The following is a 22117-nucleotide window of genomic DNA, read 5'->3' on the forward strand; positions in this document are numbered from 1 at the left end:
AAACAGAAATGGTAAATAAGTTCAAACATGCAATGTCCTTCATCATGAAAAATGGATGGAGTTGTAACAAATTTATTGAAACAACATCGTGGAGGATCCGGCAAAATGACAGACCGACTGATCCGATTAATGCGCATTATCACGCTTGTGCAGGCCAAACCTGGAATTCTGGCTCGTGAGTTAGCTGAGCGGTGTGAGACAACGGAAAGGACGATATACCGCGATATGGAGGCCCTCAGTGCAATGCATATTCCGATTGCAAATATGGGGCACGGCAGAGGGTATATGTTTATCAGCCAGTTTGCGATGTATCCCTTGAACTGGTCAGATGATGAAGCGGCAGCTTTTTTACATTTGGCTGAGGTTATGGAGCATATCCGCCCGTTGTTGAAGCCAGCTTTTGAGAGTGCATATGAGAAGGTCATCGCTTCAAGTCAAAAAAATAAGACGGAGCGGGTGGAATGGTCGGAGCACATTAGTGGGTTGTTTAAAGTTGGGCTACCCGTCTGGCAAAATGAAAATTCTGATATGATGAATAGTACGCTGGTTACCCTTCTTGAAGCTAGTATTTCTCAGAACACGATTGAAGCAGAGTACCTCACCGAGGGGAAAAAGATCGTCATGCAAATTGATCCTTATAGTCTAATTCCTCGAGAGTACAGATTTGATCTGCTCGCATATTGCCATCAATCGGCAAAGCTGAGGAGGTTTCAAGTGGGTCGTTTACAGAACATACGGATTTTGCCTCGCACATTCCGCAAAGATGACTTCCTGTTACAGAACTATTTCCGAACCCCAAGGGATGGTAAAGCTACCGAGTGGATTGCGTTTAAAATTCGATTTTTTCCAAATGCCGTGGAGCATGTGATGCAGCAGCAATATATCGTACGTCCTCTGCTGACGAGCGAGCCTGGGGGCACGCTATTATTTGAAGTAATCCTGAGTGATGATCGGGAGTTACTAACATGGTTGACCCAGTATGGTCCCAATGCAGAGATTCTTGAACCCAAGGAATATCGAAACCGAATGAAGGAATGCCTAGAACGTTGGCAGCAAGTTTATAAACAAGCTCCTACCTAATAAGCATTCCTTGCGTTGGTCATGCGAGTATAAACTATTCTTTGCTCTTAAAGAGATGAGCCAAGTTTCCAAAAGGTGATTCGTGATCATCATCCTCATTACTGGAATAGACCACCTTGGATGTGATGCCTTCATCATCTGCGGCGCAATTCGTCTCAAGATTAAAACTCTCAAATTGATGGATGAATACTTTGGCTGTATTGACTGCATCATCAAGTGCGCGGTGCTGTGTACCATCGAATTCAATTCCGCATAGTTCAAGCGCTTGAGCGAGTCCGAGCTGGCGGAACTTACCTTCTTTGCGCACAGTGCGTGACCATTGCTTCTGTATATCGTTGTGATTCATGATCCAAGCCACATCGAGCTGATGTGTCCGGCAATGGGAGATTAACTTACTGCGGTCATCTGGCCCCCATGAGCACATGTAGTATGGGTCGCTACCCATCCATGCAATGAATTGTCGTATCGCATCTGGAAAGAGTGGAGCCGCATCAATGTCTTTTTGGGTAATACCTGTGAACTGAATTGTATCGGTAGAGAGTACCGATTTGTTAGAAGGACGAACATAAGTATGGAACGTGTCGGAAACCAACAAGCCGTTATCGCCTTCTATAACCTTTACTGCACCGATATCAATTATTTCGGAAGAGTAGCGAGCATTGCGACTTACGGTAAATTCCAGATCATAAATAATATATGGCATGGGATGAACTCCTTTGTGAAATGTACATGTATAATATAGCGTGACAACGAACTGATTGTTATCTCTCTATATTACAGGGAAGAATCCAACATGTCAGCCACCATGGCACATTTCATAGCAGGAAGAAGAAGGGGCTAGAGAGCACAATACGAAGCGCAATAGACGATTCATTTGAGGGCGCAAGACCCTTTACATTGAAAAATGTGAACTTTATAATGGGTAAAGTTAGGGGAAAGTTCCAAGTTTTTGTTATGAGCATGTTCGAATGGGTAGATCGTTTGAACACAAGAGATCAATGTATAATTTAACATTTCCTGACATGGCCAAGGTCATTGGGAAGTGTTTTTTTTATGACATTAGATTACATATGGGGGTTAGGTTAGGTGGGGAAACGTAAAAAAAGTAGAATAGCTCTAATCGCAGCGGTTGTATTTATCGTTGTATGTAGTGCTGCTTATGGGGCCTTCTATATCTGGAACAAAAACTATAAGTTCAACAATAATTATGTGTGGCAGCCGTTGGAGGCTGTACAATCGACGACCGAGCTAGCTGAATCCTATGATGTTATTGTTGCTGGAACCGACCCGGAAGGCATCACTGCGGCATTGTCGGCTGCTCGAAACGGAATGACTGTATTGCTCACAGAAGCGCGTGACCGTAATATGCTTGGGGGATTAATGACAGAGGGTGGGCTGAATACGCTGGATTTGAATTACTCTCCTGATCAGCCACAATGGTTAAGCAGCTTGCGGCAGGCTGACTTTTTGAACAAAGGTATTTTTCAAGAATGGTTTGATCAGATTGAGGGAAGTTCATTTGATACAAATACCGCTGCGAACGTTTTTTACCAAATGATTCGTTCTGAACCCAACATTGATCTGTTGATGCATGTGAAGCATATGGAACCTGTAACCGAATCTGCTTCGGGTGACCAGAAGACCATCACGGGAATGAACATTACGACGGAGGATGGAACAACTGTACGTATTGCAACGCGTTCGATCATCGATGCGACCCAAGATGCAGATATTGCCGCAGTAGCTGGAGCGCCTTATTCTATAGGCAGGCAGGACATTGGAGACGGCAAGTCTAAGATGGTATCCACCCTTGTCTTCAAGCTAAGTGGTGTTACAGATGAGGTGTGGCAGAAGTTCAGGGACAGAGAAGGAACAGGTGTGGATAAAATGAGTGCCTGGGGTTACGGAGATGCGCGAAACTATGAATCAACTGATCCAGAGCGTGTGAAAATTCGTAGCCTGAACATTGGCAGACAGAATGACGACACCATTTTGATTAACACGATGCAGATCTTTGGAGTCGATCCGTTAGATCCAGCCTCTGTGCAGGAGGGGTTACGGATAGGTAGGGAAGAGGCTCCGCGAATTGTAGACTATTTGCAAAAAAATTACCCTGAGTTCGCCAGTCTTCAGTATGAGGGGACTGCCGATGAACTTTATGTGAGAGAATCACGCCATATCTATGGCGAATATCGATTGACGCTCGCTGACCTCTTGGAAAACCGGGATCATTGGGATGCTATCGCCTATGGCTCTTACGATATTGATATCCAAAGCACAAGTGCCGGGCTTCCAGGTACGATTATGATGAGTCCGATTCAATATGGCGTGCCTTTTCGTGCCTTGGTGCCTTTGAACGTAGATGGTCTGTTGGTTGTTGGACGAGCAGCGAGTTATGACACCATTCCTCACGGAAGCGCAAGAGTTGTGCCGCTAGGAATGGCGACAGGAGAAGCTGCGGGAGCAGCGGTCAAGCTGGCATATCTCCACCAGGAAACGTTTCGCGAGCTATCTGCTTCACAAGAACGGGCAACCGAACTACGTACCATGCTGGAGAATCAGGGAATGGATTTATCCATGCAACCGTTTGGGCAACCAGACTATATGAAGCATAAGGATTACCGAGGTTTAGTAGCTGCTGCAAGTATGTACATGACCTCTGGTAACTATAATAATGATGGATGGGACTTGGATGTTGCCATGAATCCAGAGCGCTTCCTCAGTAAATTGAAGAGGATGCAGGCAATGTTCCCGAGCAGTTACCCTGGGCAAGCTACTGAAGCTATCGCAAACATAACTAATTCGGCTTCAATGCCGCTATCACTCGATCAGGCTGCATACATGATCTGGCTAATGATTGAGCCTGATGGAGCATCCATACCGCCTAGGCAAGCTTTAGCTGAATTGCAGCGGGACAATCTGATCAGCGATGCTACGCTAGATGGGATTGCAGACAAAAACCAGCTCACGAATGGAGATGCATACATGCTGCTCCGTGATGTGGTCGAATATCATTCAGGTAAGGTGTTTGAATAAGCTATAAGACACATCTAGTTGACAATTATGGAGTAATGAACTAATGTGATCAAAAATGGTAACAGCGATCAACAAGGACATGATTACGACGGTTGGCTTCAACAGAGAGAGAACCATGGGTGTGAGGTTTTCGTTGCTGCTTCGTAATTCCCGCCTTGCTAGCTGCGGAGGAGAAGGTCAATGACTGCAACTTCCGCCGGATGAGCCCGTTATGCTCTAGAGGATTGCATGACGGCTGCTTGCTCTTTAGTACGAGCGGCGTTGGCTTATTCAGTGCGCTCAAGTTCAAGAGAACATTAGCGGGTGATCAAGCTGAATCCATGCAGTTAAATAAGGGTGGTACCACGACACATTCGTCCCTTGACGGATGTGTCTTTTTGCTGTTTATCCAATGATTTTAGTGTACATCAGATGACAAAAAGAAGAGGTGTAGCCAAATGCGACAAAGTGAAATTCTAATCCCTACATTACGGGAAGCACCAGCAGAGGCAGATGCAGCAGGACATCGTTGGTTGCTGCGCTCCGGGATGATCCGTCAATTAGCATCAGGGATATATAGCTATCTGCCTTTGGGGAGACGTGTTCTGTTAAATGTCGAACGTATCGTCCGCGAAGAGATGGATCGTGCGGGATGTCAGGAAGTATTGTTGCCGATTATGCAGCCTGCCGAGCTCTGGGAAGAGTCTGGAAGATACAACCAATATGGGCCGGAGCTTATGCGCTTGAAGGATCGTCATGCACGTGAGTTTGCGCTTGGGCCAACTCATGAAGAAGTGGTGACTGCACTGGTGCGCGATGAGGTCAACTCCTACCGGAAGCTGCCATTCACGTTATATCAGATCGGAACGAAATTCAGAGATGAACGCAGACCAAGGTTTGGTTTGTTGCGTGGTCGGGAGTTTGTGATGAAGGATGCATACTCCTTCGCTTCTAATTGGGAAGAGTTAGACCAGACGTACCAAGCAATGAACACGGCGTATTCACGCATTCTGGAACGCTGTGGCTTGAATTATATGCGCGTTGAGGCGGATGCTGGAACGATTGGCGGGCAAGGGGCGACGCATGAGTTTATGGCGCTTGCCGATGTGGGTGAGGATACCATTGTCTCCTGTGAGAAGTGTGGGTATGCAGCCAATCTGGAGAAGGCCGGGTACCAAGCTTCCAGTTCGAATTCTTCGGGTGAAAAAGGCACAGCGAGTCTGCCTGATTCCGAATGGAATCCGGATATTCAGTCTGATGCTAACTCAGATGCAACGTGGACTCGAATAGAAACACCGGGCATTCGTACGATAGATGAATTAAGCTCTTTCTTGAACGTTGGAGCGGAAGTTATCATCAAAACATTGGTGTATCAGGCGGATGGCAAATTAGTTGCGGTACTTGTTCGTGGAGATCATGAAGTTAACGATATTGCATTGAAGCAAGTATTAGGTGTGGAAGAGCTGAACTTGGCTGATGAAGCTGCGCTCGCAGGTCATTCTGAATTGACCGTAGGTTTCCTGGGCCCTATCGGATTGAGCATCCCCCTGATCGTGGATCGGGATGTAGCTGAGATGGTAGCAGCGATTACGGGAGGCAATGAGGCAGATATCCATCTTTCAGGAGTGCGTCCGGGTAGAGATTTCCCTGTAAGCCGTGTCGAATCTGTTCGTTTTGCAACAGAAGGTGATGGTTGTCCTTCATGCGGAGAGTCACTTTTGTTTACGAAGGGGATCGAAGTGGGGCATATTTTCAAATTAGGAACGAAGTACAGTGATGCCATGGGCGCGTCCTTCCTTGATCGTAATGGGCGTCAATGCGCACCTGTCATGGGATGTTACGGTATAGGTGTATCACGTTTAATGGCAGCGGTAGCTGAACAATATGCAGGTGAGGATGGTATACAGTGGCCTGCGTCTCTTGCTCCTTACGATGTACATCTCATCACGCTGAGCTGGAAAGATGAACAACAGCAGAAGTTGACGCTTGAGCTGGAGCAGCAGCTCATTGAGGCGGGATACAGCGTATTATTGGATGATCGAGATGAACGGCCTGGCGTCAAATTCAAGGATGCAGAGCTGATTGGATTGCCTGTGCAGATCGTCATTGGAAGAGGGGCGGCAGAGGGACAGGTTGAATTGGGATCACATGTGTTTACGATAGCTGGGGATTCTAAACGAACCAGTATGGCTGTGCAAGAGGCTGTAAAACTTGTGAAGGAACATCTGTAATTTGGAGCCGATATGCTGAGTAGATATAGGTCCAGTTATTATGCGATAAGGTTAAAATCAGTTATGATGACATCCATAAGCCGGAAAAAGAGGGCTAGAGTCATAGAAAATAATTTCAAATTTTGCATATCGTCATGCTTAACCACTATATTGTTGTATGTTGTATTCTGTATACAACAGGTTTACGTTTAAGGGAGCGAATTGCGTAGCCTTTTCTAGGAATGATTGTGCAAATACGCAACATTCAAATGCTAAAATGGACGATTCAAAATACATTGAAGCCTATCATAATGGTAATTTTAGGGATATCGGCTATAGTTCGCTGCAGTAAATGAAGAAGGAGCTTTTTGTCCAGAGCAGTACGGAAGATGTGTTTTTCGCGCGGAGTCTGGAAAATGAAGCAGGTAGAACCGCAGCAAGGCTGTTAAAGTAAGAAGGTCAGCGTGGTAAGTTCTAGTGAAGCCTTTAAATGGCCGATACGCTTCGTATACTAATTCAGGAGTCTAGCAAAATAATAACGAAGAAAGGGTGTTCCATCAGCCGTTAGCGGCTCTGAGGAACACCCTTTCTTCATTAAAACTATCGTTCAATTCACTAGTTTAGGCTGCACTCACATGCAACGCTAATCTTCCACGCACACTCTTGCTTTGGAATGAAGCTTAAGAAGCCGCTGGCAGTTTCAGTGATTGACCTGGATAAATCCAGTGTGGATTTTTGATTTTGTTGAGCTTTTGCAATGCCTGCCATGTTGTACCGTATTGTTTGGAGATGGAGTACAGGGTATCTCCTGATTTAACAACATGCACTTTAGCTGGTGCTGGCTTGCTTGGTGTAGGTTTGGAAGGTGTTTCTGGTTTCGGTGTTTCTGGTTTTGGCGTTTCTGGCTTCGGTGTAACCGGAGCTGGTGTTTCTGTTACTGGAGCTTCTGGTTCAGCTGCAGGCAACGCAGCTTCTTTAATACGACCGTCTGTTTTGATATCTACAGCACCGAGTTGTTGCATGTATTCAATCAATGCTTCATCCAGTGCACCGTACATGCCAGTTGTTGGATATTTCGCGAACATCGTGTATTCGTCTCCACCAACAGCTGTGAAGTCATTCGTAGCCAGTGTATACGTAGCTTCTGGATCCAGCGCTTGATCTCCAACCATTACGGAATGCACGCGGCTTCCTTTGTCTTGGGAAGGATCAATGCTGAATGTGATACCGGATACTTGCGGGAAACCACCACTTGGTTCAGGGTAGGAGCCTACGCCATTTTCAAGAGCAGCTACAACATCGGAACCTTTCACATCAATCGTTACGACCTGGTTACCAAAAGGAAGAACGGTAATAACGTCACCCTTAGTTACTACTCCTGCTTCAATGGAAGCACGAATGCCGCCACCATTCGTCAGCGCAATATCTGCACCACTTACGTTACGAATAGCGTCTGCAAGCAGGTCGCCAAGGTTTGTTTCTCCTGCACGAACCTGTTCGCGCTTACCGTCCAGCAGAACAGCTGTGTTAGCTACTTCTTCTTTCAGGATGGGTTCTTGTTCTTTCTGAATAGAGTTCACCAAAGTGGCTACTTTCTCATTGGGTTTAATATCTTTTGCTTCTGTTTCATCAATCAATGTAGCTTGTTTTTTCGTTACTTTACCAGCATCTACCCACAGGTCAATAACCCTACGAAATTCGTGTATTCTCCAGCACTAGCGATCAGTGTTCCGTTATCGGAAACCAGACCATCTTGCAGCACAGTGTGGCTATGACCATCAATGAATACATCAATGCCAGGCACTTCTTTAACGACTTTGAAGCTAGTATCTGTACTGGATGCATCTTGTCCAAGGTGTCCCAATACAACAACAACATCTACTTTGCTGCGGATTTCATTCACAAGCACTTTAGCTTCCGCAGTTGGATCTGTAATATCAAGGCCTTCTACGTTTTTCGGATTCGTTTTGTACATTGTTTCCGGTGTAGTCAGAGCGATGATACCGATTTTTACGCCATCTACTTCTTTGATCAGGTAAGGTTCAAAAAGACGAGTACCGTCTTTCTTCTTCACGTTAGCGCTAAGCATTGGGAAATTCATCATGTCCGCAAGCTCAACGAGGCGATCAGAGCCATAATTGAACTCGTGGTTACCAGGTACGATGGCTTGGTAGCCCATTTCGTTCATGACTTTGACGATGCTCTCACCGTTAACCAGTGTGGCAAACGTAGTGCCGTGTACAGCATCTCCAGCATCAAGCAGGAGGGTATTCGGGTTTTCGCTACGGTATTTGTCCGCAATTCCAGCTACTTTAGCGAAACCCATCGCAGGTGAGGATTCAACTGCGCGTGCATGTGTATCATTCGTATGTAGAATGGTAATGTGCTTGCCTGTGCCCGGTGTGGTATCCGCAGCCGCAGCCATGCCTACACTGCCAAACAGCAAACAGACCGTTAGCAGAAGTGAAACGTAATTCTTCCAGATTTTCATATGAATCCGAAACCTCCCAAAATAGTAATCTACTTGAGCGTGTATAGCTCATTTGCTATTTTAGCAGACTACGATTAGGAAATCTCGCGATTTACGTAAAAATAGGTAACCTACAAGTGACATCATATTGTATAGATACAAAAAAGAAAATAAATTTTAACAATAAAGGAACGTATGTTCTTAGTTGGAGTAAAAAAAATGCTGCACTTCACGAGGCAGTCCTGTACGTAAGCAATATTTTTCAAGTGATTCATCGGGCTCTGGAGTTACCCCTGAGGTTAAGAGCTGAATGGCAAAACGATTTGCCTGTCTTTCCAGCTTGCCAGGTGCAAAATAGGAGTGCTCCTCTAAAAAGAAACGGTTGATGCCTTTATGCAATCGGTCATGCCCAGTTCGTGAGCACAAACAAAACGCTGCCATTCTGGAGCCAGGTCATTGTGGATCACAATAAATCTGCGTCGCAGCTTACGAAAATACAAGCCTTTGGTGGACTTTCCGAGATTGGTGAATCGGATGTGTATCCCAAGGGCTCTCGCAATGCTGAAAGGGCAGTTTGTCCGGTGCTTCCGAATCAGCTTTGTTACAATCTCATCCATATCATCTCACCCGCTGCTTCAATTTGGTTCACCCTGTAATGCTTCATTTATTGTCATCTGGATCGGTTGTTTTCTTGCGTTTGTTCATCTGTTTAGCTTCCCAGAATAGCCCTGTAAGAACGTCCTTAATACGCTTCTTGTCCTCGTCATCCAGCGGTATGCCATCAAACATGAGATCATCCTCATCCTCCAGCATTTTCTTAAAGTCTCGTCGATCCTTATAGGTTGCCCATTCAGGTGTGACCAGAGCATCTGTTGCTGTATTCATTTCTTCCATGTATCCAGCTTGCTTCATCATCTCTGCATAAGGAACGGAGAGGGCGTCTGCCAATTTGCGAATGGTTGCTGGTTTGGGAACACCGCGCACCCCATTCTCGATGCGTGAAATCTGTGAGTTACTGATTCCTGCGGAATCTGCTAGCTGATTGATACTATAGCCTTGCAACTCTCGCAGTTGTTTGAGGTAAGATCCAAAAGCATGCTCCACAATTCATGCCACTCCTTCAATTAGTATATCGTATTCAACATCAATATAAGTTCAACTAATGAATATTTACACTTGCCACTCCGATGACAGAATAACCTTCCGATCGCTGTTATCCCCAGATTTTTTTGATTCCCTTCTTTAAAGGGAAAATCCGGCGATAAAGGCGAGCGCTTCGCTTCTTCACGTTATTTCTGTCTTCTCCGTTCTCGTGTAAAAAGTTTAGTTGAACTTATAAAATTCGTAGAAGACGACTTGGATGGAACTCGTTCATTATCTGTACTATATCGTATATATACCATTAGGTAAAGATATTTGAAACAATTATGCCAAAAGGTAAAGAGAATGAGAGAGTGAGTTTTATTATTCGCACAAAATGACCCAAAATGAAGGTTTACTCCAATCTCCAGAAAGTGGTATCCTCGAATAGAAATACGAACACTATACGAACAAAACATTAAGTAGTGAGAGCTGATGGGGTTGAAATATATTATAGATTTTCGCGTTCATAGCTCTCGAAAGTGATTCCAAAAGGCAACAAGTAATTCGGAAATAATTGTAATGGACGGCTATTGTATCATCGGAATGCTAGACAGTAAAAGTTTTTTATTTGAACCTATACTATATATAACAAACATGAATATAAGGAGGAGAATGATGATGGAATTATTGTTACCCGAATTGGATCGCCGAAAAACACAGACTGCGGTTGAGGCAGCTCTGGAGAAGTACCGTATCTACAAAACCATTGCGTTTGAAGAACGAGAAGTGATGGTGACGGCGAGCTATGCCGAACGCTTCCATGGTGCAACGAACGTAACTGGAGATTCTACGGCTCGAACAGCGATCTATAATGTGGATATTCAGAGAGCACGCCAGGCTTATTGTGATACGATTGATTTTATTGTCTCTCGCTTAAGCGAGAAAGAGCGATTGCTTGTGTGTGAACGATATTTGAAAGATGAAGATGTGTTCGATTACAAAGTGTATAACCACGTGTTCGACCCTCCTGTGAGCAAGGATACGTATACGAAGATTCGAACGCGTGCCTTCTATAAGCTGGCACTTGCTCTATCCGATCGCGGCTTGATCAATGTAGAGCCGTTATCTGCAACACGCAAGGAGCGTAAGAAGCTGGGGTAAGCGCCGCGAATCTTCATCCTTTAATATCCATGCTTGATTGGATACAATAATGAACAATACAAGGTTTAGTTAAAGTGTGTGTTCAAAAGGGGCAGTTGGGCTTTTTGGACAACCTCTTAAAAGGAGAGAATCTGCATGTCTGAAGAAGTTAGGATGCAGGAAATGTACACCCTGAAGACGATTGCGGAGACGCTGAATACCTCGAATGATCTGAGCACTATGCTGGATACCGTTATAGGTAAGTTATTAAGTCTTACGGGACTGACAACAGGATGGTTATTTCTGATTGGTGAACGAGCAGAATATTCGTTTATTGCAGATTATAATTTGCCTCCTGCACTACAGCGTGAAGAGAAGCAACCAATGCGATGTGGCACGTGTTGGTGTCTGAATCGCTTCTGGGATGGACGACTAGACAATGCCGTGAATGTTCTTAACTGCAAACGACTTGAGCATGCGCGTGAATATCAATGGGGAGATACCTATGACATCACCCATCATGCAACGGTACCTCTGCGATCTGGTGAGAAGATGTTAGGGCTGCTCAATGTAGCTGCCCGAACAAGGAGCACTTTAGTGAAAGTGAACTGGCACTATTACAGGCGGTAGCTTATCAGATCGGCAGTGCGATTGAGCGGATGCGGTTATATCGTGCTGAGCAGAGGCGAGCAGATCTATTTGCGAAGCTAGGCGGATTCAGCAGTGCGTTAGGACTCGTGGTGAATGAATGTGAGCATGCGGATTCGCTGGCCGAGACAACGGTTAGTCTATTAGGGCAACATTATGATTGGCCATTTGCGGCATTGCTGAAACTCAGAGAGGATCGTTTGGTTGTACAGGCTGCACATGTTGTGGGAGCCTTGCAGCAACGATCATTATATGAAGATTTTCCTTCGGATGGACTGAACGGTCTACAGCGTGCCATTGAACTTCATCGCGTTACGAAATTATCCGCCTCAGAGGTTCAAGAGATAGCTACAAGCAGTGCACGGTCATTAACTGTACCTGTTCTATCTTCAGGTCTCGCCGTCCCCATTCTGAGTATTATTCCGGGAGAGGCAGGCGTATTGGTCGTTGGTTATGCTGAGTCTAGCATTCTCCCTCAGGCGGATCATGAGGTACTTGAGGCGATTGCTGAACACATTACTGCGTCGTGGGAAAGCTTGAAGCTTGCTGAACAACGGCGGGAGTTGGCTCGATTGGAAGAACGGAATCGCTTGGCTCGCGATCTGCATGATTCGGTCAACCAGATTCTATTTTCCTTGTCCCTGACGGCGAAGGGAGCTGAGAGCATGATGTTGGGCTCCGCAGAGCTTGAGCCTGTTAGAGAGGCAATGAAGGATGTTCGTTCTCTCTCTCAGGAAGCGCTGAAAGAAATGCGAGCACTGATTATGCAGCTGCGACCGGCCGGATTAGAGAAGGGGCTAATGAATGCATTACAGGAATATGGTGCTGGACAAGGACTGCAGGTCGTTGTCCATCGTTCTGGTATGGGAAGTCTGCCCCGAAGTGTTGAAGACGGGCTATGGCGAATCGGACAAGAAGCCCTTAACAATGTACGTAAGCATGCGGGTGTGAACGCGGCCGAGATCATCCTACATTTGAGTGATCATGAGGTAACATTAAGCGTAACCGATCGTGGAAAAGGTGGAGCCAAACGGCGCGGAGTTTTGTCTACTCGTTCTCTCGGATTATCGATTATGAAGGAACGTGCTCAAGCGTTGGGAGGTCGATTGGAACTTGTGAGCTCTGCTCGCAAAGGAACAACGGTAACGGTGATCGTCCCGCTTCTGTCCGAAACGGTAGAGAATTAAGGAGGAGAAGAGATGCCGATTAGAATTTTGCTTGCGGATGACCATGCGATGGTCAGGCGTGGGCTTCATGTTTTTCTATCCACACAGTCCGATATGGTTGTCGTTGGCGAGGCATCTAATGGTAAGGAAGCGTTGCAACAAGCGGAAGAACTTGAGCCGGACGTGGTGTTAATGGATCTGCATATGCCTGTACTCGATGGAATAGAAACAGCCAGACAGCTTCGAGTGCTTACGCCCAGTATTCGGATCATTGTACTCACATCGTTCTCAGACCAGGATCATGTTGTGCCTGCCGTGCGTGCCGGGGTCAAAGGATATTTGTTGAAAGACATCGAGCCAGAGAATTTGGCGGTAGCGATTCGCAATGTACATGCAGGACAGGTGGAGCTTCATCCAGCGGCGGCTGGTCAACTTATGCATGTGATGGCTTCTGCTGAACGATCTATGGATGAACAGCAGTTATCGTTAAAGCAAACTGAGCAACAGCCTGTACAAGAGCAACGTCAGGTTAAGGATAAAGATAAAGAAGCACAAACATCCGCACCGGAACTTGATACGCTGACCCGTCGTGAACGGGAGGTGCTGGGCTTATCGCTCAGGGGTTGAGTAATAAAGAAATTGCAGCCCAGCTAGTCATTACTGAGAAAACAGTAAAAACACATGTTAGTCATCTATTGGACAAATTAGGGCTATCTGATCGTACCCAAGCTGCGATCTATGCAGTTCGCAAAGGCTGGGTGGTCTAAGCAGTATGACCACGCCTCAGTCCAAAGTCGTAGAAACTCAGCCGAAAGGTTGAGTTTTTTGGTGCTGGAAGTTAAGCCTTTCTGCTGACGCATCTAAGGGTGAAGAAGGATATGCTAGTAATACATAAGACGAGAACATGATATGAAATAAAAGGAGCGTGACCCAATGAAGTTTATTGTTGTGGCAGGAAGTAACCGTAAAAATGCGACCAGTACACGTCTGGGAGAATATGTGATTCAAGCTATTCATGGTCAAGGACATGAAGGGAGCCTGTTCGATTTGTATCAAACACCGGTTCCTTTCTACGCGGCGGATGAGAAACTCGACGATGATCTACATTTGGCTGATCTGAAGGCCCGAGTGCTCGCGGCTGACGCCATTATTTTAGCTACGCCAGAGTATCATGGAAGCATAAGCGGTGTGCTCAAAAACGCACTGGATCACCTGGGTCAATCCTATTTCAGCGGGAAGCCGGTGTTGTCCATTAGTTCATCGGGAGGTGCTGTAGGTGTAAGTGCACTACTACAGTTGCAAGCGATTGTGCGTAATATGCATGGAATCAATGCATCCGAGTGGATTTCCATTGGCGGTGCGCAGCGTAGAAGGTTCGAGGCAACATACGATGGATACGAGGAATATGAGGGCAGTCAGGATATTGAAGAACGGATTCAACGTGTGCTTGGTTCGTTTTTGCATCTAGCAGAAGCCATCACGTCAGCGCGTAAATAATAAATAATACTTGATAGAGAGGGGGTGCCGCATGATTAAAGGCATATTTGAGACCCATCTAAATGTAACAGATCTGGAGAGATCTCATCATTTTTACGAACAGGTCTTAGGTCTGGAACATGCATATGGACAGCCAGAGCGAGGGAACTCCTTTTACTGGATCGGTGGTAGAGGAAACGCCATGTTAGGCATCTGGCAAAAGGAACCTGATAAAGTTCAGCGGCAACATTTTGCTTTTCATGTATCCGTAGAGGATATGAAACAAGCGGTTTCTTATTTAGAGGGGAAAGGCATTACGACGTATAATTTCTTGGATGATGACCTTGGCGAATTGTACGTGTTTGGCTGGATGCCTGCCGTGTCGGTGTATTTCACCGATCCAGATGGGCACTCGCTTGAATTCATATCCATGCTGTCAGACGAAGCGAAGCCTGAGCTGGGCATGGTACCGTGGAGTACGTGGGAACGCATGCATGGACGTAGGTAATGGAAAAAAGATCGGGTCTGGTTCTTCTCAGAGCAAAAAGCACAGGCACATGCCCTTGAGGTTGTCATCCAAGACGTCCGAAAGCTTCAATGTAGTAAAACGCACGCAAGTGAAGTAAAAATGGAACTGGTCAACAAGGGTGTGCATATCTTCACGAATCGGCTCATTTAATAGAAGTATCCGCGATGTAAGCGGTATATAAAATGAAAAACACTTATTCGATGAAGGAGGGATGAATTATGGATCGACGTTTGTTGGAAGAGGGTCTAATGATCATCGTTTCGAGTCGGGAGCACACAGGGGATCTGTGGCATGCCCATTATGGGGCAGCAGCGATTGCGGCTTACTTCTGGGTGAGGGAAAATCGTCTAACCTCCCTAGCTGCTGGAAGTGTTACAGCTGAAGCGAAAGCAATGCTCCGTAAACATGGTGTGAACTCGGGAGCATCTTCTTCACAAGGTGAGGTGTTGCCGGTGGAAGAAGCGGAAGCACTTATTACCCAGGCACTGGATCGTACCATTGGTGAACTCCACTGGGTTGGGCACCAAGCTATCTATGGGGCACTTAGCCTGAAGGCCATTCGTGAGCTGGAGGGATGGGGGACTGCCCGCGATATACAGCAGCTAGTGGAGCTGATTGATTCATTTGAGCGGACTGTGCCTGGAAGATCGTGGATCAATACAACGGTTAAAGAAATACGCACGCTGCATGTAGATGAATCTGACGGGTTCCCGCATATTGAACGTCCGGAGGATCTGTCTCGTCTCATTCTGGATGAGCTTGGGGCATTTGATACCATCTATCAGGCAGAGGCTCATCATGATCTCATCGGACATATGTTAACGTATGGACATGCACTTAATATGTTGTATGAATTAGGTTATCCAAGCTTGTTCTACCAAGGGCTGACGCCGTTCTTAACCATGGTAAAAGCGTTGCGACTGAGCCGTAACGTGGATCATGAACTAGGCAGGCTGACATTACAGTCTCCTGTGGATCAACTACCGTTGGTACGTGCTGAACGTTCGATTGCACTTCCGCATGAACTTGAATACTGGCTGACAGATCGACGCTCACAAGATTGGAACAGCGGACATGTGTTTAAATTCCCGTTCAGCTTCTATCATCACGCAAGAAACAGCAATTCGGTTCCCGAGAGCTGGGAGAACTTCCGGTATATTATTGCTTAACGAGGCTACGAAAGAAACATTCATTCCATGACGTGGATTGAGTGATTAGATATATAGAATCAATGGACATATGGTAAGGAACGAGGAAATAGAATGAGAAAGAGCACAGCCTTAGAAGTCTAAGGCATGTGCTCTTTTTGGGTATGCGGAGGTAAGCTGATCCTTTGATCTAACGGACGCCTATGCAAATGATGAAAAGAATGAATGTGACTCGCGATAACAATAAAAAGAGGGGTTTCGTCGATGGATTACGTACGACCCAAACTCCCCAAGAACAGGTCAGGGCTGTGCTTATCCAAAAAACAAGTAAAGGCAAGCCCTCTGCTGTGAATGGAAACGTAATTGGAGGTAGAACGGAAAGGCCTGCGCCAAGGAACAACCAAGCTGTCATATAAACGGTAAGGAAGGATGCTAATACAAACATAAGCGTCTGAGACCAGAAACGATATAAACCGACTAGACGAAGAATAAGTATAGAAAGCAGATACAGCAGCATCACACTCGTTGAATACATCACCGCAGTCCATCCCATAAACGAGCCAGTTACTACATCAGCCTCACTATATTGAAGGAGTAGGGCCATCAAATGCATAACGTAACCTGTCGTATACCCACTTATGACCACCCAGAGGTAGAACCAATCTGATCTTTGCATGTAACTCATTCCTTTTGATCCTATAAATCTTCCATTTGTAGTATAAACGTTAGGGAAAGTATTTTAGTTGAGTCAAATCAACTAAAATAATGCCTTCGCAAGAAACCGACCACGAGTCGACGTATTAGCTTCCACAATCGGTCTTAATTCAGGCGGTTAACCGTCAGCGTAGACGTTTAAAAGAGGTAAGATGGTATTATCAGATCAGAAGGAAAGCAACCATATGGATATCATCTATGAATCTACTGGCTAAAGGCCAGTTTTTTAATAGAGGCTAATCGTTCTGATCAGATGCTGAAGGAAAATCCCATTCTCGGAGCAGGAGGTAGCATGATATGAAAAAAGTATTGTATGTCCCACTCGATGATCGTCCAGCCAATCTGGATGACGTCATTGTACAAGGTAAAGCAGCCGGTCTCCATATCGTTACACCGAACCAGAAGGACATCCGAAATCGCTTGGATTCGGAGAAAACAGTAGATGGCACTACATTACTTGGTACATCTACACCTCAGTATGGCAAGCCGTCCAATATTCACGATTTTATTCTGGCGCACGCTGCTGAAGTTGAAGGTTTCATTATTTCAAGCGATATGCTTGCTTATGGTGGTCTGATTGGTAGCCGCGAGCTTCGTGAGAACGGAGGCGGTGACTATCCAAACTATGATCAGGAGACGACTCGGTTATTGGATGTAATCCGCGTTATTAAAGAGAAATATCCATGTAAACCCGTTTACGTGATGGATACAATCATGCGACTTGCGACCACTTCATTTGCAGATGGGCTTGCACTTGATGCCTATAATGAATCGCGAGCATTGATGCAGCAACCTCGTCAGACGTTTACGACCTTTGAGGATATCATTCAGGGTATAACGTATCTCCTGAATCTACAGAGTATGGTGAAACGACCTATTTTGATAAAGAACAATACTATAATACGAGACAGCATAAATTCAAAACGAATCTGTATATCCTCGATCAACTGGCACGTAAGGGATACATTGATTTTCTCGCTGTTGGTGTGGACGATGCCAATACGCAAGGGGTACAGATTAATGAAATCCGTTATGTGGAGAATCGAATTAATGAATGGCTTGGCGGGGTAGCTGGGCAGAATCCAGACCGTGCGATCATTCTTCCGGATGCTGATGGTTTGGGACACTCGCTATTAGCTCGGATGGCGAATCAATTGCTTAATGATGGCGCAAAAACACGTTATGCGGTTACCTACTTTGGTCCACATGGTAATACCATCGTGAACACCTATGAATATATGAATGTACATGAAAATGTAGCCCGCCATATTGATATCGTGGGTGGCGTGCTTGTTGCTGATTCTGCATATCCAGTCCCGGAGGAAGAGACGGATGCTGACCTTGCCACAGGCGAGAAGGTTAGTAAGGAGGAAGCTTTGGTTCAAGCAGCAACGTTTGATATTGCCTCAGAACTTTATCGGATGACCAGCCATTCTCAGAAGAACAAACCAAAGCCAAACCTGGAAATTGTGGCGATTACCGCACTGGAGCAGGTAGAGGCTGCTGTTGAGCGAATTAACGCCAATAGTGAGCAAGGTGTGCCAATGGTTGTGATTGATTTTGTAGGTAAAGGTCCGGCGAATGTAGATGTAGCTGAGGCGCTATTAAGTAGCTCGCACACCGGCCGTGCTCTAGGGTATAGTGCGTGGAATACACCAGGCAATAAGATCGGGATTGCGGTTGGTATGGGACAATCTCGCTATGCCTTCATTACGAAGGAAACGCATGCTTCCGCGCTAGAGGAAGCGATGAACGCTCAAGGGTCGCTATTGTTTAAACGTTTCCTGAAGGATTATTACTACAAAGCGGTTGCGATTGCAGATATTCGCACGTATTCTCGTGCTCAGGCGTTATATACCAATGTGGCTACCCTCGCGGATCAGAATATGCTGTTGTTCAATTCCAGTGAGGATTACGAACACCTGCAATCGTTGCTGCGAGATTTGATGCAGACATACACAACGACACTTGCGGCTAAACCTGCATTTGCCCAAGGTAACGATGCGGTGTTTCAGTTGGAAGATGGGGAACGCACCTATGCTGCGTATGAACATGCAGAGCTGGAGTATACAAACCCTGACTTCATCTGGGGGCGCGCATTCGAAATTACGCTGAACCCCAAGTTACACTAGTGTCTGTCTAACTTAAATCATATAATGTCGTCTTTTTTCCACCCAAGATACACTCTTAATCGCACCGAAGTCATGCCAATCACCATCCGCGTTAGCGATCAACAGGTGTAAGATTGTATTATCGGATCAATCACACAGGGACACACCGAAAGCACATACGCTAGGACGTGATTGAAAACTCCGAAGGACGCAGATTTTGCCGAATTTTCGTTCCAAGTAAGGAAGTTTTCCGCAGGCGTGCCGGGGCACGTCAAGGGAAAGTGACGCAGCAGGGGACGAAAAGGGGGTGAAAGATGCACTTCAGCGAGTTTTCAGACACGTCCTAATGTACAGACCGGCCATCGAGCCGGTCTTTCTTATGCGGTGATGTTGTCTAGTTTGGTTCGATCATAGATTGAAATGCAGATGGAGTGTCAAAGGGGAGTTTATGGCTGCTGCATTGTCGCTGCACAATGCGGGCAGATCATACATTTGCAGCCGAAGGGGGCGAAATAAATGTGTCTATAACAAATGAAGCAAATTCCACAGCCAGTATAGGCAAGATGAGCACGCTCATGAAACAGACACTAAAGCAGAAGCTTGCTGAGCTTGTCCCAGCGTGGCAGGGTCAGGTGCGTGATGCTCTTGCACTGGGCGAGTTGGTAAATGAACCTTGTGCGGTTATTGCTTTTGCCGAAGAAGTACCTAAGTCTAGCTGGGCAGGATATCGCCGAATCATCCGTATTGCTCCATATGTGGGACTCACTGAGGGTGGAACAGAACAGTTGGAAGTCTTGTCTAGCAAGCTGATGGAGGGATTACATCAGGTTCGACTTCAGGATACGGAGGGAAATGCCTTCACCTGTATCTACCTCGGATCTTCTGATTGTGATCGAATAGACTCCAGTGCAAGCTTCATTACACGTAGTCTGCGATTCGGAGTATATGTACCTGAGTTCTTTGAACAAGATCTTGCCATCGAAACGCAGGACTATTCGCTGTGTGCACTTCAGAATTGGACACAAACAGAGCTTGGTTCAACCTGGTCTGTCTATTGTGATACGTGGCCTGGAGGGTACGAGTCCCCTTCTGTCTTGTGGCGACTGGCGAGTTACGATATCGCCGAGGTGGGTGCTTCTACACTGGAGATTCGCAAGCAGTTCGTGGGACATGTCATGACTAGAAATCCAGTGGCGACACGTAACACTGTAATTAGGCTTGTGGAACAGCTAGGGATACAAGCACGAATTGCAATTACTGATGCGGGGAGCGAAGAAACTAGCGAGAGCAGGCGATATGTCACGGTCGATGACGTCTCTGCTGATTTACAGGCTGACGCCTACCTGAATGGACAGATCCGTCTGACCGTACAGGAGCGTATTCGTCGCCCAGGAATAGATGTACCTTTCATTCGTCAGGTGCATCATAGCAGAGGAATAGAATAAGCCTGAATCACAATAAATTTATTAATAATGCGTGTTGAACTTATATCCAAATGAGGTGAGATGGCGTTGACAAGCTCAATCGAACATACCCAACAAGGCGACGCGAAGTACACGCGAGCCGAGCTAATCAATCATGCAGAAGCCCTCTTTGCCGTTAAGGCTGAGGTGCTGTACGGGGCGCTGAGTGAAGCAGCGGCGCAGACGTTTTCCATTGCGGAAGCACAAGAACGAATCAACCAATTTATGAAAGCGAAGGTGAAGGGCTAATGGCAGGCGGAACATGGGAGCAGACGAATCGTCCGGTACTTCCGGGCTTATATATGAATTTTCAGGCGGCAGCAGCATCGTCCATTCAGGCAGGAAATCGTGGAACTGTTGTAGTACCAGTGAAGGCAAACTGGGGGCCGGCGGGGACTTTTGTAGAAGTGGGCAGCGAATCAGCGATTGAACGGATTTTCTCAGCGGGTGCACTGGACAATGGGACAGCATACACCTCCCTGAAGCTTGCGCTACTCGGTGGGCCGAAGAAGCTTTTAGCCTATCGGGTCGTGGGGGAAACGGCGAAGGCGGGAAGTCTTACGCTCAAGGATCGTAATGATGAAGATGTGCTGCAATTGGACGCCAAGTATGTAGGGGATCGGAGTAATGATTTCTACGTCACGATTCAACCTGGCATCATTGATAATACGAAGCATGAAGTGCGTCTCTTCGAAGGAAATCGCATGTTGTATGCGCTGGTGACAGCAGATATCACAGGTGCAGCTCTGGCAGAACAGATCAATGCGGATGAGACCAACGTATGGGTAACAGCCGTAGCGATTGGAGATGGTACGGGCGAGGTGGCAACCGTTGCTGGTGCATCATTCAGAGGCGGTGTGAGTGGTAATGACAGTCTGACCAATGCGGATTACATTGCAGTACAAGAGGCGCTCGAAGGTGAACAATTCGATGTGTTGGCTCTGGATCAAGCTGCGGATGCTCCTCTACTTGCAAGCTTTGGCGCATGGGTTAAGCGTGTACGTAATGAGGGTAAACCGGTTATCGCCGTATTTGGCGGCTCCGCAGCAGATGATACATCAGCGAGTGCTGCTCAGAAGGCATCGGCTCGTTCAGCGCAGTTGAACCATGAGGGTGTTGTTAACGTGGGTACGGGTGTGCGTTTGGGGGACACCTTCTATAGCTCGGCAGAGACCTCTGCGTATGTTGCAGGTCTGATCGCAGGTCAGCGTTTGAATGAATCTACCACGTATGCACCTACCCCGTTCGATGATGTGACACGTCGCTGGACACGAGCTGAACAGGAGCAGGCTGTGCAGAATGGTGTATTTATTTTCTTCCACGATGGTCGTCAGGTGAAAGCGCTGCGTGGTGTGAATACGCTGGTTGCACCCGTGGCCGGGCAGAATAATGCATGGAAAAAAATCCGATCCATTCGTGTGATGGATGCCATTAACGTAGACCTGCAGCGTTCTGCTGAGGACACGTACATCGGTAAAGTGAATAACACGGAGGAAGGTCGCCAGGCATTGATTGGGGCGATGAAAGCCTATCTAGCACTGCTCGCGCAGAGCAACGTGATTGAGGCATCAGGATACGATGTTGTTCTCGATCCGGCGTATTATGGAACAGCTCCGATTCTGAAGCCGGAAGCAGATCAGGTGTACTTGCAATGGAATGTGAAATTGACGGATGTAATGGAGCAATTATTCGGCACTTTTTATGTGCAATAAGATTTGTTAAGAGTGTTATTTCCAGTTTGTGCATAGAGTGTGCTTTTTCAAGTGTGCTGTTTCAAGATAAACGAGTTTAGCTGGCTGTGGAAGTAAGCGAATGAGGCAAAGTTTAATCATATCCATAAATAAAAATATGTGAACGAATGGTT

General features: G+C 46.3%; 16 protein-coding genes and 4 pseudogenes. 15 read left to right on the forward strand and 5 right to left on the reverse strand.

All coding sequences use genetic code 11. From position 1 onward, the window contains the following. Nucleotides 1-105 precede the first annotated feature (105 nt). Entirely contained in the window at nucleotides 106-1080 is a 975-nt protein-coding gene (locus DMB88_RS06155; RefSeq protein ID WP_128100644.1) for a helix-turn-helix transcriptional regulator, read from the forward strand. Between the two features lie 34 nt (nucleotides 1081-1114). Here the strand turns inward: DMB88_RS06155 and DMB88_RS06160 are convergent, their stop codons facing one another. Beyond that, nucleotides 1115-1783: a 3'-5' exonuclease gene (locus tag DMB88_RS06160; protein WP_128100645.1), complete on the reverse strand. Its 669-nt coding sequence runs from the start codon at nucleotides 1781-1783 to the stop codon at nucleotides 1115-1117. A 383-nt stretch (nucleotides 1784-2166) separates the two neighbouring features. Here DMB88_RS06160 and DMB88_RS06165 point away from each other — a divergent pair, with 383 nt between their 5' ends. Then, nucleotides 2167-4116 (forward strand): FAD-dependent oxidoreductase, encoded by a 1950-nt coding sequence (locus DMB88_RS06165; protein ID WP_128100646.1) that lies wholly within the window; start codon nucleotides 2167-2169, stop codon nucleotides 4114-4116. Between the two features lie 437 nt (nucleotides 4117-4553). Beyond that, nucleotides 4554-6326, forward strand: coding sequence for a proline--tRNA ligase (locus DMB88_RS06170; protein WP_128100647.1), 1773 nt, complete (start codon nucleotides 4554-4556; stop codon nucleotides 6324-6326). Between the two features lie 659 nt (nucleotides 6327-6985). Here DMB88_RS06170 and DMB88_RS06175 read toward each other — a convergent pair. From DMB88_RS06175 to DMB88_RS06185, 3 genes and pseudogenes are all read right to left on the reverse strand, one after another. After that, nucleotides 6986-8796 (reverse strand): annotated as a pseudogene (locus DMB88_RS06175) (5'-nucleotidase C-terminal domain-containing protein). 180 nt (nucleotides 8797-8976) lie between these two features. Further along, nucleotides 8977-9392, reverse strand: a pseudogene (locus tag DMB88_RS06180) (ImmA/IrrE family metallo-endopeptidase). Between the two features lie 43 nt (nucleotides 9393-9435). Beyond that, a complete protein-coding gene (locus DMB88_RS06185) occupies nucleotides 9436-9882 on the reverse strand; it encodes a helix-turn-helix domain-containing protein (protein ID WP_128100648.1) in 447 nt (148 codons plus the stop codon). Between the two features lie 654 nt (nucleotides 9883-10536). Here DMB88_RS06185 and DMB88_RS06190 point away from each other — a divergent pair. The 7 genes and pseudogenes from DMB88_RS06190 to DMB88_RS06215 all read left to right on the forward strand — a co-directional run bounded on the left by DMB88_RS06190 (nucleotide 10537) and on the right by DMB88_RS06215 (nucleotide 15986). Then, nucleotides 10537-11019: an ArpU family phage packaging/lysis transcriptional regulator gene (locus DMB88_RS06190; RefSeq protein ID WP_128104339.1), complete on the forward strand. Its 483-nt coding sequence runs from the start codon at nucleotides 10537-10539 to the stop codon at nucleotides 11017-11019. A 135-nt stretch (nucleotides 11020-11154) separates the two neighbouring features. Beyond that, entirely contained in the window at nucleotides 11155-11628 is a 474-nt protein-coding gene (locus DMB88_RS30880; RefSeq protein ID WP_254438480.1) for a GAF domain-containing protein, read from the forward strand. A 29-nt stretch (nucleotides 11629-11657) separates the two neighbouring features. Next, on the forward strand, nucleotides 11658-12833 hold the full coding sequence (locus DMB88_RS06195; RefSeq protein ID WP_254438481.1) for a sensor histidine kinase: 1176 nt from the start codon (nucleotides 11658-11660) through the stop codon (nucleotides 12831-12833). 12 nt (nucleotides 12834-12845) lie between these two features. Continuing rightward, nucleotides 12846-13579: pseudogene (locus DMB88_RS06200) on the forward strand (response regulator). Nucleotides 13580-13745: 166 nt separating this feature from the next. Further along, a complete protein-coding gene (locus tag DMB88_RS06205) occupies nucleotides 13746-14309 on the forward strand; it encodes an NADPH-dependent FMN reductase (RefSeq protein ID WP_128100649.1) in 564 nt (187 codons plus the stop codon). A gap of 31 nt (nucleotides 14310-14340) precedes the next feature. Next, nucleotides 14341-14796 (forward strand): VOC family protein, encoded by a 456-nt coding sequence (locus DMB88_RS06210; protein WP_128100650.1) that lies wholly within the window; start codon nucleotides 14341-14343, stop codon nucleotides 14794-14796. Between the two features lie 239 nt (nucleotides 14797-15035). Further along, a complete protein-coding gene (locus tag DMB88_RS06215; RefSeq protein ID WP_128100651.1) occupies nucleotides 15036-15986 on the forward strand; it encodes a hypothetical protein in 951 nt (316 codons plus the stop codon). Between the two features lie 169 nt (nucleotides 15987-16155). Here DMB88_RS06215 and DMB88_RS06220 read toward each other — a convergent pair whose 3' ends face one another. Beyond that, nucleotides 16156-16641 (reverse strand): hypothetical protein, encoded by a 486-nt coding sequence (locus DMB88_RS06220; protein ID WP_128100652.1) that lies wholly within the window; start codon nucleotides 16639-16641, stop codon nucleotides 16156-16158. Nucleotides 16642-16976: 335 nt separating this feature from the next. Between DMB88_RS06220 and DMB88_RS30885 the strand changes: the two are divergent. The 5 genes and pseudogenes from DMB88_RS30885 to DMB88_RS06240 all read left to right on the forward strand — a co-directional run. Next, nucleotides 16977-17363 (forward strand): annotated as a pseudogene (locus DMB88_RS30885) (DUF4127 family protein); the annotation flags it as partial. Nucleotides 17364-17626: 263 nt separating this feature from the next. After that, entirely contained in the window at nucleotides 17627-18811 is a 1185-nt protein-coding gene (locus DMB88_RS30890; protein WP_254438619.1) for a DUF4127 family protein, read from the forward strand. A gap of 497 nt (nucleotides 18812-19308) precedes the next feature. Then, nucleotides 19309-20235 (forward strand): hypothetical protein, encoded by a 927-nt coding sequence (locus DMB88_RS06230; RefSeq protein WP_128100653.1) that lies wholly within the window; start codon nucleotides 19309-19311, stop codon nucleotides 20233-20235. A 60-nt stretch (nucleotides 20236-20295) separates the two neighbouring features. Next, nucleotides 20296-20502 carry a YqzN/YkzM domain-containing protein gene (locus DMB88_RS06235; RefSeq protein ID WP_128100654.1) on the forward strand — a complete coding sequence of 69 codons (207 nt, stop codon included), beginning with the start codon at nucleotides 20296-20298 and terminating at the stop codon, nucleotides 20500-20502. Further along, entirely contained in the window at nucleotides 20502-21965 is a 1464-nt protein-coding gene (locus DMB88_RS06240; RefSeq protein ID WP_128100655.1) for a phage tail sheath family protein, read from the forward strand. Before DMB88_RS06235 ends, DMB88_RS06240 begins: the two co-directional genes overlap by 1 nt. Nucleotides 21966-22117: the final 152 nt, after the last annotated feature.

Source organism: Paenibacillus sp. DCT19 (genome assembly GCF_003268635.1).
Lineage (GTDB): Bacteria > Bacillota > Bacilli > Paenibacillales > Paenibacillaceae > Paenibacillus.